The 15,535-nt window shown below is 63.4% G+C and carries 7 protein-coding genes; 3 read left to right on the top strand and 4 right to left on the bottom strand.

Going from position 1 to position 15,535, the window contains the following annotated elements:
- Positions 1-20 precede the first annotated feature (20 nt).
- Genes HBO10_RS18485 through HBO10_RS18475 form a run of 3 tightly spaced genes read right to left on the bottom strand, consistent with a single transcriptional unit; the run spans position 21 to position 4,207 of the window.
- A complete protein-coding gene (locus HBO10_RS18485) occupies positions 21-1,085 on the bottom strand; it encodes a lipocalin-like domain-containing protein (protein ID WP_034128175.1) in 1,065 nt (354 codons plus the stop codon).
- Positions 1,075-3,537, bottom strand: a complete 2,463-nt coding sequence (locus HBO10_RS18480; RefSeq protein WP_034128176.1) for an FtsX-like permease family protein — start codon at positions 3,535-3,537, stop codon at positions 1,075-1,077. Before HBO10_RS18480 ends, HBO10_RS18485 begins: the two co-directional genes overlap by 11 nt.
- A 1-nt stretch (position 3,538) precedes the next feature.
- On the bottom strand, positions 3,539-4,207 hold the full coding sequence (locus HBO10_RS18475; RefSeq protein ID WP_020301318.1) for an ABC transporter ATP-binding protein: 669 nt from the start codon (positions 4,205-4,207) through the stop codon (positions 3,539-3,541).
- Between the two features lie 274 nt (positions 4,208-4,481).
- Between HBO10_RS18475 and HBO10_RS18470 the strand changes: the two genes are divergently transcribed.
- From HBO10_RS18470 to HBO10_RS18460, 3 genes are all read left to right on the top strand, one after another.
- A complete protein-coding gene (locus HBO10_RS18470; RefSeq protein WP_034128177.1) occupies positions 4,482-5,162 on the top strand; it encodes a histidine phosphatase family protein in 681 nt (226 codons plus the stop codon).
- Between the two features lie 181 nt (positions 5,163-5,343).
- Positions 5,344-6,999 carry a lipid IV(A) 4-amino-4-deoxy-L-arabinosyltransferase gene (gene arnT, locus HBO10_RS18465; protein WP_034128178.1) on the top strand — a complete coding sequence of 552 codons (1,656 nt, stop codon included), beginning with the start codon at positions 5,344-5,346 and terminating at the stop codon, positions 6,997-6,999.
- A gap of 28 nt (positions 7,000-7,027) precedes the next feature.
- Positions 7,028-8,545, top strand: a complete 1,518-nt coding sequence (locus HBO10_RS18460) for a glycosyltransferase family 39 protein (protein ID WP_034128179.1) — start codon at positions 7,028-7,030, stop codon at positions 8,543-8,545.
- A gap of 359 nt (positions 8,546-8,904) precedes the next feature.
- Here HBO10_RS18460 and HBO10_RS18455 read toward each other — a convergent pair whose 3' ends face one another.
- Positions 8,905-15,174, bottom strand: coding sequence for a non-ribosomal peptide synthetase (locus HBO10_RS18455; protein ID WP_034128180.1), 6,270 nt, complete (start codon positions 15,172-15,174; stop codon positions 8,905-8,907).
- Between the last annotated feature and the right edge of the window lie 361 nt (positions 15,175-15,535).

Raw genomic sequence — 15,535 nt, 5'->3', positions numbered from 1 at the left:
AACGCCTACAGAAAGCGCCCCTAATACCCAGTCATCTCCAAATACCCCACCCCACCCTCAAACCGCACCGGCCCTTCCCAGTACGGAATACCCAAGTCCATCCACGCCTTCGGGTTGACGGCCTCGGTGGTGATGTCCAGCTGTTTGCCGGGAATTTTCAGCGACCAGCGTGTGGGAATACTGCGCCCGTCGATGGCCGTGGTGGTCAGCGGTGTGAGTTGGATATCGCTGTTGTGCAAGGTCTCGGTGTGGCCCTGGGCGTCGATCCAGGTGCCGGTGAGGTAACCGTCGCTGTCTTTCTGCCGCACGCGAAACAGCATCAGTTGCGCGCCGCGGTCCAGATGCAGGGAGAACCAGTCCCAGCCGGTCTGGCTGGCGGCAAGGGGTTGGCTGCTCCATTCGCGGTCGAGCCAGGCTGGGCCGCTGACCTGGTAGGTGTGGCCGTCGAGGTTGACGCTGCCGCTGGCGGTGAAAAACGGCTGGCTGTAGTAGTACGACGCCTGGCCCTGGTCGGATTTGCGGCTGTAGCCATGGTCGCCTTGCAGCACCAGCGGGCGGCTGGAAGTCAGGTGCAGGTCGTAGGCAAATTGCGCGCCACTGGCCTTGAGTTGCATGTCAGCCAGGGGGCTGGCGGCGCCGGGGCGGGTGGCGAAGTTCCAGTCGTCGATCCAGGCGTTGAACGGCTCTGCCTGAGCCCCCGCCTGGCCGACGCCACCCCGGGCCAGGCGTTCGGCGGCGTAGTGGCGGGTGGCGGAGGTGACGGCGGCGTGGCCGAGCCACACGGTTGAATCGCGCCAGCCCGGTTGGACGGGGCCGGCCTTCAATGCGTTGCGAAACAGCGTCCATTGCACGCCGAAGACATTGCCCTGGGCATCCTTGAGGTTGGCCGTGACGTACCACCATTCGATACGAAAGCCGTCGTGGGGCCCGTGGTCCTCGGGAAAACTGAAGACTTTGCCGGGCACCACCTGGGCAAAGTCCGCCGCATCGCTGCCCAGCCCGGCGAAACTGTCCTCGGGTGCGGGCGCCTGGTCGCAGCCGCTCAGCAGTAACCAGGCGATGCACGCCAATGCCTTAATCTTCATGGGCGAACGTCCTCAACAAATCCGCCGGACGGCTGCGGTACAACTGCCATAAGGGCCAGGCCGACGCGAGCAAGGTGGCAAGCATCGCCAGCCCCAGCAATTGCGCAAGCTGCCCGGGGAATACCTGCAGCGGCAGGCGCCAGCCGAAGGCCTGCACGTTGATCACCGCATCCAGGCACCACGCCAGCAACAGCCCCAGCGGCAACGCCAGGATCAACGTGAGTACCGCCAGCAGCCAGGTCTGGCCGAGGTTGAGCAGCATCAATTGTCGGCGAGTCACGCCCAGCGCCCACAACGGCGCGAGTTGGCCGAGTCGGCTTTGGCTCTGGGTCAGCAGGCTGATGAACAGCGCCACGCCGGCGACGCCAAGGGTCAGGCTGTTCAACGCGGCGGTGGCAGCGAAGGTGCGTTCGAAGACCTGGCTGGACCACCCCTTGAGTTGCTGTTGGTCGACGATGCGGCTGTCTTCCAGGGCGAACTCACGCTGCACTTCACGGATCAGCGACGGCACGTCGGCAGGCGCTACCCGCAGGTTGAAGCGTGCCGGTGAGAGCGTCGGCCAATGCGCCAACAGGTGCCGGGCATTGACCAGCAGATGGCCCTTGGGGTTGCCGTAGTCGGCGTAGATGCCGACGATCTTCGGCGCCCAGGTGCCCTGCGGGGTGGGGATGGAAACCGTGTCGCCCAGTTGCACCTTCAGGCGTCGCGCCAGTTGTTCGCTGAGCATCAGGCTGTCGTCTTGCAGCAAGCGGTCCCAGGGCGCGTCCACCGCCTCCAGCAGCGGCCAGTGTTGACGATAAGTGGGGTTGTCGACCACGCCGAACACCTCCGCGGGCCAGCCTTGCAGTTGCACCGCCACCTGCCACGCGGGCAGTACGGCCTGCACCAGGGGCTGGCGGGTCAACCACGTCGTCAGTTGCTCGGCCTGCTGCGGATTTTGCGGGTTGAGGTACAGCTCGGCAGTGAGGCGTTGCTCCAGCCAATGGGTGAAGGTCTGGCGAAAGCCCGAGGTCATGGAGCCGGCGCCGATATTCGCCGCCAGGGCCAACAGCAACGCCATCAGCGCCAGGCTCAAGGCCGGCAGTTGCTGGCGGCAATCGGCCAGGAACCACTGGCCCAGTACCGAGCGACTACGCCCCAGCACGGCTTTCAATAACCCATTGAGCAGCACCGGTAGTGCCAATGCCGCGCCCAACAGCAAGGCCGCCATCAGCACAAACCCGGCGGCCAGGCTATCGCCCAGCCACAGCGCCAACAACGCGATCGCCAGGGCCGCGGACGCCACCCACCCCTGGCGCCGCAGCCAGCGCCCATGGGCTTGATGCCAGGCTTGGGCGTTGGCCAGCGCCAGTAACGGCAAACGCGCTGCGCGCCACAGGCTGCTGGCTCCGGCGAGCAACGCACCGAGCAGGCTCACGCCCAGGCCGGCCAGCCACCACCAGGGGCTCAAGTTCAATTGGCCGGCGACTTCGGCGCCGTACAGGCCGCGCAAACTGGCGGCGACATCCGGCAGCAACAGGCTGGCCAGCAGGTAGCCGCTGGCGATACCGAGCACACCGCTCAACACCGCCAAAGCGCCCAATTCGACGCCCAGGCTCAGGATCAACATGCGTGCGCTGACCCCACAGGCGCGCAAGGTTCGCAGCAGGCCGCGGCGCTGTTCCAGGGCCAGACCGATGGCCGCATGCACGATAAACAGCCCCACCACAAAGGATAAAAAACCCACCGCATCCAGGTTCAGGTGAAAGCTTTCGGTGAGGCGTGACAGGTTGCTGTCCTCGCCCTGCTTGAGTTGCAACGCGGCGGGCGGCGTGGGGTGGTGGGCGGCGAAGGTGTTGTCCAACAGTAGGCGCGACAGGCGCCCAGGCATGTTGAGCAGGGGTTGGGCAAAGCCGATATCGGTCAGCAGCAGGCCGGGCGCCATATCGGCCTGTACCTGCAACGGTGGCAGGCGTTGCCCGGTGGACGTCAGCGGCTGCTCGCCCGCCTGCAGCCCCAGCGCCTCTAACGTTTGCGCAGCGACCCAGGTACGCCCCGGCGGCTCGAAAAACGCCAGCATCTGCGCCTGGCTCAAGCGTTGCCCCGCCACGCTGCCGCTGCCGGGCAACGACACCGGGTCGATGCCCATCAGTTGCAGACGCTGTTGGTCACGCCCCTGGAGCACCACTCGCCCCTGCACCACCGGGGATACCGGCCAGCCGGCGCGGCGCAGCTCGGCAAACAGTGCCTGGGGGAAACTGGCGGCGTCCGGCGCAACCAGGCTGGCTTGGGGTTCGCCACCGATCAATTGGCTGGCACGTGCGTAGCTGTCCCGCGCCTGGCTGTTGAGGGCCTGCACGCCGGTCAGTAGCGCGGTGGCCAGCCACAGGCCGGTGAGCACGCTGAAAAATTGCACCGGATGACGCCGCCAGTGGCTCAGCAACGCGCGCAGCGTCCAGTAAAACAGCGCCATCTCAGCGAGCGTCCATCGGCACGACACGCCCACGGTGCAGCACCACTTGCCGGTCAAGCCGTGCGGCCAGGCGCGGGCTGTGGGTGACCATCAGCAGGCTGGTGGGGCTGTCCCGCAGCAGGTCCAACAGCAGTTGCAGCACTTCATCGCTGGTGGCTTCGTCGAGGTTGCCGGTGGGTTCGTCAGCCAGCAACAAACCCGGCCGCGAGGCCAGCGCCCGCCCGACGGCAACCCGTTGCTGCTGGCCACCGGAGAGTTGCTCGGGGTAACGCCGGAGCAAGTCGCCCAGCCCCAGGCGCTCCACCAATTGCGCTTGCCAGTGCGGGTCGAAACGCCCCGCCAGCCGCGCCTGGAACGCCAGGTTGTCTTCCACGCGCAAGCTGCCGATCAGGTTGAACTGCTGGAAGACCAGGCCGATTTGCGTGCGGCGCCAATGGGCCAGTTGCCCTTCGTTGAGTTGGTCAAGGCGCTGCTCGCCGATGCGGATGCTGCCAGCGTCCACTCGGTCCAACCCAGCCACCAGGTGCAGCAAGGTGCTTTTGCCACTGCCCGATTCGCCCATCAGCGCCAGGCTGCTGCGTTCACCCAGGTGCAGGTCGACGCCAGCCAGAACAGTCAGCGGGCCTTGCGGGGTCGCGTAGTTTTTAACAACACCTTGCACCTGCAACATAAGAACGCTCATCTGAAGGACCAGCAATGAGAATAACGGCTGACGCTCGTGCCTACGCAAATTTTTCACATGGATTTCACCGTCTGCCCATCCACCGAACTTTAAAGTGCCCGCCAACTCGTGGTGACTCACAACTTATTAGTTAATCCAAGTGACACTCTTAACATGCAAGTGTTCAGCAAAAAGACAGCGGTGCTGTGACAGTCTCCTGCCTCACCAAGGGCAACTGCCCAATCGTGCAGCCTTTTTATAAACACAATAAACAGTGCCGAGGATGAACCGCGTGGCAGACATGATCCTGGCCAATCCCCAACCCAAAAGGTCAAGGTTAAAACGCCTGAGAAAATACCGCCTGCACCTGCTTGGCATCAGCGTTACCGCCTTGTTGTTGACGGGATTTTTATTCTGGCCCAGCTCGCCCCTGGACCTGGGCGTGGGCAATCGCCTGGTGACCTCCGGGGTGCTCGCCAGTTGGCGTGAGGGTGAGCTGGTGGTGCTGGTGCGCCATGAGGAGCGCTGCGACCGCTCGGCCAACCCCTGCTTCGGCCCTGCCGATGGCCTGACCATCAACGGCACTGAACGCGCTGTTGAACTGGGCAAAGCCTTTGATTCATTGGGCATGGCTCTGACCGACGTGCTCAGCAGCCCCACCACGCGAACCGCCCAGACGTCACTGTTCATGTTCGGTAAGACCGAGCTGTCCCCCGGCCCGCTGGCCATCTGCGGCGACGCCATGGGCGGTGAAATCCTCGGCCACAAACAGCCGGGACGCAACCTGATGCTGATCACCCACAGCGCCTGCATGAGCGACTTCCAGACCAGCCTCGGCTTCCCTCACGCAGCCGCTGCAGAGTACGGCAGCGCACTGTTCGTCAAGGTGCTGCCCAACGGCACCTTCAAGGCCATGGGCACCATGAACAGCGAAGAGTGGACCGCCGCACTTAAACAACTTTAATTACACTTGTTTACATATTAAGCCTTGAGACGTTCAGCAAAACGACAGCCCCACTCTGGCATGTTTAGCCGCGCCTGTTAGTTATGCTCCCCAACAACAACTTAGTGACCCTTACGATGCTTCGCCCTATTAAGTTAATACCGCCATTGCCCGTACTTGAACGTTATGGAGCGATGTGCGCATGCCCCGCATAAACCCTGTGTCCTGGCTATTGCTGGGCGTTGCCGTGTTCTTCCTGTTGCCCCTGGGCTTTCACGGTTTATGGACGCCGGACGAAACCCGCTACGCCCAGGTCAGCCAGGAAATGCTGATGAGCGGTAACTGGGTGGCGCCGCACTTCATGGGCGTGCGTTATTTCGAGAAGCCCGCCGCCGGCTATTGGCTGATCGCCCTTGGCCAGGCGGTGTTCGGTGAAAACCTGTTCGGCGTGCGTATCGCCTCAGTGCTGAGCACGGGCCTGAGTGTGGTGCTGGCCTACCTGCTCGCCCGTCGCGTGTGGAACGAGCCGCGCAAGAGCTTTGCCTGCGCCCTGCTCTACCTGAGTTTTGGCCTGGTGGCCGGGCAAGCCGGGTATGCCAACCTCGACCCGCAATTCACCCTGTGGGTGAACCTGAGCCTGGTGGCGTTGTGGTTTGCCCTGGACTGCCGCACGCCATGGGAACGCCTGGGTGCCTGGGCGGTGTTGGGCGTGGCCTGCGCCATGGGGTTCATGACCAAAGGGTTCCTGGCCTGGCTGTTGCCGGTGTTGATCGCCGTGCCCTATCTGGTCTGGCAGCGGCGCGTCGGTGAGTTGATGCGCTACGGGCCGCTGGCGGTGCTGGTTGCCGTGCTGGTGTGCCTGCCATGGGCCCTGGCGATCCACCTGCGGGAACCAGATTACTGGCATTTCTTTTTCTGGCATGAGCACATCCGCCGCTTTGCCGCCGACAACGCACAGCATGCGCGGCCGCTGTGGTTCTTCCTGCCAATCATGGTGGTGGCGTGCCTGCCGTGGGCTGCCTTGCTACCCGGCACCCTGCTAAAAACCTGGCAGGAAAAGCGCCAGCCGGCGATTGCCTTTCTCGCCCTGTGGCTGCTGCTTCCCCTAGGCTTTTTCAGCCTGAGCAAAGGCAAATTGCCGACCTACATCATGCCGTGCCTGTTGCCCCTGGCCTTGTTAATGGGCCACGGTCTGATCGACCTGATCAAGCAAGGCAAGGCGCGCACGCTAGTCATCAACGGCGCGCTCAATTTCGTGATTGGCATGACGGCCATGGTGGTGCTGATCTACCTGCAAATCACCCGCCCGCTGTACAGCAATAGCCATGCGGAGATGTTCAACCTGTCCCTGACGTTTATCGTGCTGCTGGGCTGGATCCTCGCCAACCTGTTGCAAGCGGTGCGCCCGCTGACGTTGTGGGCGATGCCTGCCCTGGGCATTGGTTTGCTGGTGGCATTGCTACCGGCGGGCATGCCGGCCCTGATCGAAGATAACGAGATGCCCGACCAGTTCGTGCTGGAACATCTGGACGAACTGCAACCTACCCGTGCTTTGCTGAGCAATGACCTGGGCCTGGCATCGGCCTTGACCTGGCGCCTGCGCCGGCCCGATGTGGCGTTTTATAACACCCAGGGCGAGCTGCGCTATGGCTTGAACTACGAAGACGCGGCACAGCGCAAGGTCACGCCGGACAGTGTCCAGGCCTGGTTGGCCGAGGCCCGCCAACTCGGGTCGGTCGGCGTGCTGATGCAGGTCAAGAGCACCAGCGAACACCGTGAAGAAGGGCAGTTGCCGCCCGGCGGCAAACGCTATCGCAAGGGCAACCTGGTACTGACGATTTACTCCCAACAACCTTGAATGCAGCGCCTGCCACGGGGAACATCCCATGAGTTTCTGGAAAACCGAACGCGGCGCCCTGGTGTTACTGCTGGGCACCTCGGCCTTGCTGCTCTTGCTGGGCCTGGGCAGCCGCGACCTGTGGGGGCCGGAAACGCGCTGGGCGAATATCGCCTTGCAGATGCTGCAAAGCGGTGACTATTTCGACCCATACCTCAAAGGCACGCCGTATTACGACAAACCCCTGCCCTCCTACTGGCTGATCACCGGGTTTGCCCATCTGCTCGGCGGCCTCGGCCCGTGGTCGCTGCGCCTGTCATCGGTGATTGCCGCGTGGTTGAGCATCTGGCTGGTGTACCTGATCGGTGAACGCCTGTTTCGCAAAGGCACCGGGCTGATTGCCGGGTGGATGCTCGCCACCACCTTCTACTTCCTGTTCTGGGCCCGCGTGGCCACCGCCGATGTCCTCACCGTGTGCGGCGTGCTGGCAGCGGTGTGGTGGTATTGGCGTGGGCCGGATGACACACGGCTGGGGCGCTACACGGTGTTTTTCCTGTTGCTGGCCGCCACTTCACTGTTCAAGGGTTTGATCGGTGTGGTGCTGCCAGGCCTGGTGCTGTTGCCACACTTGCTCAGCGAACACCGCTACAAACGCCACCTCAACCTGCGCTTGGTGCTGGCCCTGCTCATCGCAGGCATCGTGTACGCGATTCCCTTTGTACTGTCCCACCGCTACGGCGCCCCCACTTACGGCGAGAGCGGCCTGGAGCTGGTGTTCCGCGAAAACGTGGTGCGCTTCTTCGACCCCTTCGACCATATGGGGCCGATCTACACCTACCTGATCTACCTGCCGGTCTACACCCTGCCCTGGGCACCTTGCTGGTTACTTGGCCTGTGGCTGGCCGTGCGCAACTGGCGCAGGGCGCCGCCCAACGTACGCTGGCTAGTGTGGGGCCTGGGCCTGTTGTTTGTATTCTTCACCGCCAGCGGCAGCCGCCGCAGCTACTACGTGTTGCCGCTGGTGCCCTTCGCCCAACTGCTCGCCGCCTGGTGGCTGAGTGAACGCCTGCACAAAAAACCTTCGAGCTGGCCGCGCTGGCAAGCAGGCTTTGGCCTCAGCGCAGGCCTGCTCTTGCTGGTGCTGGGCGTGATCTACCCCTGGACCAACGGCAACGGCGGCGTTACCCGCTTCGCCGCCGACCTGCAAACCCAGGCAGAAAAAAGCGCGCCCTGGAACCAATGGCAACTGGTGCTGGTGGAGGTCGACAACAAACTGCCCATGTACCTGCAAAACCACGGCAAACCTTTCTACTACGTCAGCGAAAGCCAGGACTTCCCGCGCCAGGGCAACAGCGCCGCGTTCATGGCCTGGCTGGAGAAAACCAGCGGCCAGGGGTTTGATCCGCAACGCACGATAATCGTCGCGCAGTATTCCAAGGACGAGCCCGCGCCGTTGGCGATCCTGGGGGTGGATCATCAAGTGGTGACGACGCAACCGGATAATGGGGAGCGGTTGTTCAAGGCGCGTGAGGGAGGGAGTGTGGCGTTTGTTCCGGGGATACGCTGAGGCACCGTACTTGCAGGCGTTTTTTCATGGCGAAGAACCTGGCCGTGTGGCACTTGTTGGAGATAGCCAAGACTACGGTAGATCGCTCTCTGTAGGAGCGGGCTTGCTCGCGAAAAACTCACAGGCGCTGCGTTTATTCAGGAGGCACGCGTTATCGTTGAGGTTTTTCGCGAGCAAGCGCGCTCCTACATTGGTATTGATGCAAATACCTTGGTAGTTCAGGCGCACCGAGTCGATGCCATCGCAGGCAAGCCAGCTCCCACATGGGTTCGCAGGGCATCAGTTGGATCAATGCCGGCTGTCAGGCCGCTTTCGCGAGCAAGCCGCTTCCACCGCAAGCTCCCCTCACCACAAGTCAGCTAAATCCGTCGACGGCGGTTGAGTTGGGGGATGGCGGCTTGGGGAGCTTCCACGCGCGGGGCCTGCGCCGCCGTTTTCGCGGCCAGTTGCGCCAGCGTGGGCTGGCTGAACAGGGTGCGTGCGTCTACGTCCAGCCCGGCCTTGCGCAGGCGGGCTACCAGGTTCACTGCCAACAGGGAGTGCCCGCCCAGTTCAAAGAAGTGGTCATGGCGCCCTACCCGTTCGAGCTTCAACACGTCAGCCCAGATCCCGGCCATCAGGGTTTCCACCTCGCCCACTGGCGCTTCGTAGGCTCGGCTAAGCACGGCCTCCAACCCTGGCGCCGGCAGGGCCTTGCGGTCGAGTTTGCCGGCGGGGTTGAGGGGCAGTGCGTCGAGTTGCACGAAGGCGGCCGGCACCATGTATTCCGGCAGGTGCTCCAGCACATGGTCACGCAAGGCTTGCAGGCTCGGCGCCTGGCCGCGCAGGGTGAAGTAGGCCACCAGGCGCTCATCGCGAATCAATACCGCCACCTCGTGGAGCGCCGGGTGGGCGGCCAGGTGTGCTTCGATCTCTCCCAGCTCCAGGCGCACACCGCGCAGCTTGACTTGGAAGTCGTTACGCCCAAGGAATTCAAGAGTGCCGTCTGGCAGGTAGCGCACCAGGTCGCCGGTGCGATACAGGCGGTCGCCGGGCACGAAGGGGCTGTCGATGAAACGTTCGGCGGTCAGCTGTTCCAAGCCCAGGTAACCACGGGCAACGCCGACGCCGCCGATGTGCAGTTGGCCGCTGATACCCATGGGCACCGGCGCATCATGAGCGTCCAGGACATACAGGCGGGTGTTGTTGATGGCGCGGCCAATCGGCAGTTGCAAGGCGGGCACCGGCGCGCCGGGTTCGAGGGTCCAGGCGCAGCTGTCCACCGTGGCTTCGGTGGGGCCGTACACGTTATGCAAGCGCACTCTGGGCAAGCGCGCCTGCACGCCACGGGCCAAGGCGGCGGTGAGTTCGCCGCCGCCGCACACTATATCGGTGAGGCTGGTGCACAGGGCCGATTCGTCCAGGTCCAGAAACTGCTGCAACATGGCGGGCACAAACTGGATCACCCTGATCTGCTGCTCACGAATCACCTGGGCCAGGTACGCCGGTTCACGGTGCCCATCGGGCCGCGCCAACACCAGGCGCATGCCGTTGCTCAACGGCCAGAACAGCTCCCACACAGAACCATCGAAGCTGAACGGCGCGCGCTGCAACAAGGCGCCGCCTTCGGCGTTCGGGCACAGTTGCGAGCCCCAATGCAACAGGTTGCCCAGGCCACGGTGCTCGATCATCACACCCTTGGGCGTGCCGGTGGAGCCCGAGGTGTACATCACGTAGGCGAGATTGGCGACGCTCAAGCCTGGCACGCTTGGATTGTCGATTGGCGCCTGATTCCAGGTGCAGTGGTCGAAGTCGATCAGCGGGATCGAGACATCGCCCACCCCTTCGCGAGTGGCAGCTTGTACCAACAGCGCCACTGGCTGGCTGTCTGTGAGCATGTAGGCCAGGCGCTCGCGTGGGTAACCTGGGTCGAGCGGCACATAGGCGCCGCCCGCCTTGAGAATTCCCAATAAGCCCACCACCAAGTCCAACCCACGCTCCACGCACAACGCCACCCGCGAGTCCGGTTGTACGCCGTGCTCACGCAAGTGAAAAGCCAGTTGGTTGGCACGTTCGTTGAGTTGGCGGTAGGTCAATGCGTGCTGACCCGCCTGCACCGCAATGGCATCGGGGGTTCGCCGCGCATGGGCTTCAAACAGCGCTTGCACGGTCAGCGTTTGTGGGTAGTAGGTGGAGGTTGCGTTGAAGTCCACAAATAGAGTTTGCAACTGGCTCGCGGGCAGCACCTGCACACCGCGCAGCGGCATATCCGGCGTGCTTTCCAATGCGTCCAGCAGGCCATTCAGCGCGGTGTCGAAGTAGCTCAAGACAGGTTCAGCGCCCACTGTGTCCGGGGCCATGACCTTGAGCCGGAAGCCGCTGGCCGTGTCGTCCACCGTGAGCATCAACGGGTAACTGAGGATGTCTTCACTGCTAAGCAAGGCAATGCCCGGCACAAGGTTCAGCCCAGGGTCCGCCGAGGTGTGACGATAGTTGAGCAAACTGTTGAACAGTTCCGGCACGCCGCTGCGACGCTGGGCCAACGCCAGGGACGCCTGTTCATGGGCGAGCAAAGCGCTCAGTTGCGCGTGAGTGTCGTGCAGCGCATCCGCCACGTTTTGCCCGGCCAGGCGCAGGCGCAGCGGCAAGGTGTTGATAAACATGCCCAAGGCCCGCTCGGCCCCCTCGCCAGCTTGCAAGCGGCCGAGCAGCACGGTACCGAACACCACATCTTCGCGGCCGGCGACACGGCTGAGCACCTGAGCCCAGGCCAGGTGGAAAAGGCTCGCGGCACTGACCCCCAGGGCTCGTGCCTGGCTGCGCAGGCGCAGATTGAGCGCGTCGCTGAGCGAGCGCTGCGCCTCTTCGGTCTCGGCACGCAGGGCCTGACGCTTCTGTAGGCCGAACGCCAAGGTCGGCTCATCGACATCCGCCAGACGCTCTCGAAAGAACGCCTCGTGCGCCGCCTGGCGAGCCGTTGAGCGGGCCTGCGCGACCATGTTGCGATAAGGCACGGGCACAGGCAGTTGCGCCTGTTGACCCAGCAGATGGGCACGAATCTCGTCCACCAGCAGCGTGGTCGACGTGGCATCGTTGACCAGATGATGAAAGCGCAGCCTGGCGACCCAGCGCTGGTGCTGGGGCTCCTCGGCGTAATCCAGGGCCATCAGCGGCGCCTGGCGCAAGTCCAGGGGTTGCGCCGGTTCGCGCAGCACTTCAACCCGCAGCTGCGCCTGGCGCCACACCACCTGCATCGGTTGTTCCAGGGCATCCCACACCAGGCTGGTGCGCAAAATATCGTGGCGATCGATCACCTGTTGCAGGGCACTGGCGAAGGCATCCAGCTGCTCGCGGCGCGCGAAGCTGAACAGCGCTTGTTGCTGGTACGGGTCGTGCGCGTCGGTGAGGTGGTGGTAGAGCAACCCTTCCTGCAACGGCGCCAGCGGATAGATATCCTGCACGTTGGCGGCGCCGCCAGGGATGCCGGCGACGATGCGGTCGAGGCTGGTTTGGTCAAGTTCGGCAAGAACGAGCAAATCCTTGGTGATATGGGTGCAACCGGCCGGGATTCGATTGGCCGGCACCGCCTGTTCGTGACCGACACACGCCGCCGCCAGCGCCGCCAGGGTGGGCTGGCCGAACAGCACTTGCACATCGGCGCGCAGGCCGGCCTCGCGCATGCGCTGCACCAGTTGCACCGCCAACAGCGAATGCCCGCCCAGCTCGAAGAAATGGTCATGGCGGCCCACTGGCTGCACATTCAGCAACTCGGCCCAGATCTGCGCCAACGTGGTTTCCACGCCCTCCTGTGGCGCTTCGAAGCGGCGGGTGATAAAGGCTTCCTGGGTCGGTGACGGCAAGGCTCGGCGGTCGAGCTTGCCGTTGGCGGTGAGGGGCAACGCATCGAGGCGCACGTAAGCAGCGGGGAGCATGTAGTCCGGCAACGAGGCTTGCAGGTGAGTACGCAGTGCTTCGATCGCCACAGGCTGACGAGGCACAAACCACGCCCATAATTGCCCGTCGCGAAACTGCACCACCGCGTCCTGAAGCGCCGGATGGCTGGCCAGGGCCGACTCGATTTCCCCCAGTTCGATGCGCACGCCACGGATTTTTACCTGGTCGTCATTGCGCCCCAGGTAGTCGAGATTGCCGTCTGGCAGCCAGCGCGCCAGGTCGCCGGTGCGGTACATGCGACCGCCGCTGAAAGGGTCGTCGATAAACCGTTCGGCACTCAACTCGGCACGGTGCAGGTACCCCCGCGCCACGCCCTTGCCGCCGACATACAACTCCCCCGCCACGCCAATCGGCACCGGGCGTTGCTGCGCGTCCAGCAGGTAGACGCGGGCATTGGCGACCGGCGCGCCGATATGCAACGGCTGGCCCACCTCAACGCGCGCCGAGGTCGCCACAACGGTGGCTTCGGTGGGGCCATAGTTGTTCACCACCGCAAACGTCTGCGCCTGGGTGAAGGTGCGCAGGCGGTCGCCGCCGATCAGCAAGGTGCGCAAGGTGGGATGCCCCAGCCCCTGGCTGAAGGCATATTCGGCCACAGGCGTGGGCAGGAAACACACATCCAATGGTTGCGAGCGCCACCAGCCGAGCAACGCGTCGATATCTTCCGCACCTTCATGGGCCGGTGGCAGGTGCAAGGTCGCACCCACGCACAATGCCGGCCAGACTTCCCAGGCCATGGCATCAAAACCGAAGCCGGCGACGCTGGCAGTGTGGCTGCCCGCATGCAGGTCGAACGCTTGGCAATGCCAGTCCACCAGGTTCGACACGCTGTGATGTTCGACCATCACACCCTTGGGCAACCCGGTGGAACCCGAGGTGTAAATCACATAAGCCAGGTTCGACGGCGTGACGGCAACCTGAGGGTTACTGTCGATGGATGCGCTGCCAGGCTCCAGCGCGATCACCGGTACCGTCGAGACGGGCAGACGCTGGCGTAAATCGCGCTGAGTCAGGATGGCCGCGGGCGCGCTGTCGTGCAGCAGGTACTCCAGGCGGTCGCCGGGATGGGCCGGGTCCAGCGGCACGTAGCAGGCGCCGGCCTTGAGGATCGCCAACAGCCCCGCCAGGGTGTCAAGGCCACGCCGGGCCAGGATCGCCACACGGTCATCGGGCTGTACGCCGAATGCCACCAATTGATGGGCCAGTGCATTAGCCTGGCGGTTGAGTTGGGTGTAGCTCAGTGAGCGGTCCTGATACACCGCCGCAATCGCGTGGGGCGTGCGTGCGGCCTGGGCCTCAATGCGCTGGTGCAGGGTTTGCGGCGTAGCGTTGGGCTGCGCGGTGGCGTTCCAGTGCAGTAGTCGGGCCTGCTCCTCGGGCAGCAGCATGCAAAACTCGCCGATGGTCAGCGCAGTGTCCTCCAGCCCCTGCTCCAGCAGCCCGATGAAACGCTGGGCCAACGCCTGCACATCGTGCGCCTGGAAATACGCCTCGTTGTAGACGCAATGCAGCCACGCATTGTCCTGGTAACGGTTGCTGCGCAAGTGAATGGCGAGCGGTAGCGCTTCATGGTGATTGGAGACTTTGATCGCGCGGGCCTGGACCTGACCGAAGCGCAGGTCGTGGTCGTCCGGCTCGAACGATACCGACACGTCGAAGAGTTGCCCGCGATCTGTTCGGCGCAAGCCCAGCTCGCGGTTCATCTCACTCAACGGGAAGCGCTGATGACGAAAATCCTGCTTGAGCTGATCACGGATGCCCCGTACCAGAGCACCGAAAGACACGCCCTCGTTGAACGCAAAACGTACCGCGCTGACCTGGGTGAAGAGGCCCACAGTGGCGCGAAAACGAGCGTTGGAGCGGTTGAGAATCGGCAGGCCCACTCCCCATTCCTGCCGTTGGCTGGTGCGGGTGAAATACACATACATCGCCGCCAGCAACACATGAAAGGCCGACGCCTGGTAGTGGTTGGCAACCTGTTCCATGCGGTTGAGCAACTGCACCGGAAAGCCTTGCACCCAGGTGTTGCTCGACGTCTTGGTGTTGTGCCTGGGGCTGAGCAGCGGCTCGGGCAACACCTGGTATTTGCCCAGCCAATAATCACGGTCGCGGGCGTAGCGGGCCGATTGCAGGTAGCGTTGGTCGGTGTCGATAAAGTCGATGTAGGAAGGCGCCAGTGGCTCGGTGGCGTGCCCCTGCTCCAGGGCGCTGTAGAGCTGCGCGAGGGATTGCAGCATCTGGCCGAAGCCCCAGCCGTCGAGGATCAGGTGATGAGCCTGGGTACCGAGGCGGTAGTGATCATCATCAAGTTTGACCAGGAAAAAACGGCACAGTGGCTCGCCGCTCAGGGCGTAGGGCCGAGCCATCTGCGCCTGCATCAAGGTTTGGCTTGCCGCGGATGGGTCGGGCAGCGCGGAGAAATCATGCAGCGCCATTTCCACCTTCAGCTGCGGGGCGAATGTTTGCCCAGGCAGGCCATTGGCGTCGGTGTGCAGTTGGGTGCGTAGTGCATCGTGACGGGCCACCAGCAGTGCGACAGCATGCTGCATGCGTTCGGGCTCGACGGTGCCGGCAAAATCCAGATAGCCGCCAATGTTGTACAGCGGCGAATCGCCCACGCGCAGTTGGTCGAGCCAAATGTCTTGTTGGGCGCCAGTGAGGGGGAAGCGGGCCGGCTGGCTGGAGGAATACTGCATAAGATCCTTCTCATGGGGGTCAGGCACTGGCCGCGCAGAGGTGGCCCATTACGCCGAAGTTGCCGGATTGGAGCATGGCCGCCGAGGGGTGTCTGACACCCGAAACCCGGACATTCAAATGGATGGATAGGCCTTGATCGAAGGTTCATGGCTGAAACGATTAAAGCGTTGTAGGAGATTGGCTACAGCTCATCCATGCCGAGCCTCTGGATAACCCCTTTATTTTAATAATTCATCATTTACATCAATAACTTAACCAAGACTAAAAATAACTTACACCTGTACGTAGCCGGCTTAATTCACGAGAAACGTCGGATTAATGGCGCAGCTTTTATGGCAGCTTGTGTCCCTCGTTTCCGCT

Source organism: Pseudomonas sp. WS 5503, assembly GCF_012985385.1.
Lineage (GTDB): Bacteria > Pseudomonadota > Gammaproteobacteria > Pseudomonadales > Pseudomonadaceae > Aquipseudomonas > Aquipseudomonas paracarnis.
Note: the sequence above shows the minus strand (reverse complement) of the source record. Positions and strands in the feature narration are given on the sequence as shown.

Coding starts and splice junctions, on each gene's coding strand:
- HBO10_RS18485 (WP_034128175.1), bottom strand. CDS start 1,085: ATGAAGATTAAGGCATTGGCGTGCATCGCCTGGTTACTGCTGAGCGGC.
- HBO10_RS18480 (WP_034128176.1), bottom strand. CDS start 3,537: ATGGCGCTGTTTTACTGGACGCTGCGCGCGTTGCTGAGCCACTGGCGG.
- HBO10_RS18475 (WP_020301318.1), bottom strand. CDS start 4,207: ATGTTGCAGGTGCAAGGTGTTGTTAAAAACTACGCGACCCCGCAAGGC.
- HBO10_RS18470 (WP_034128177.1), top strand. CDS start 4,482: ATGAACCGCGTGGCAGACATGATCCTGGCCAATCCCCAACCCAAAAGG.
- arnT (WP_034128178.1), top strand. CDS start 5,344: ATGCCCCGCATAAACCCTGTGTCCTGGCTATTGCTGGGCGTTGCCGTG.
- HBO10_RS18460 (WP_034128179.1), top strand. CDS start 7,028: ATGAGTTTCTGGAAAACCGAACGCGGCGCCCTGGTGTTACTGCTGGGC.
- HBO10_RS18455 (WP_034128180.1), bottom strand. CDS start 15,174: ATGCAGTATTCCTCCAGCCAGCCGGCCCGCTTCCCCCTCACTGGCGCC.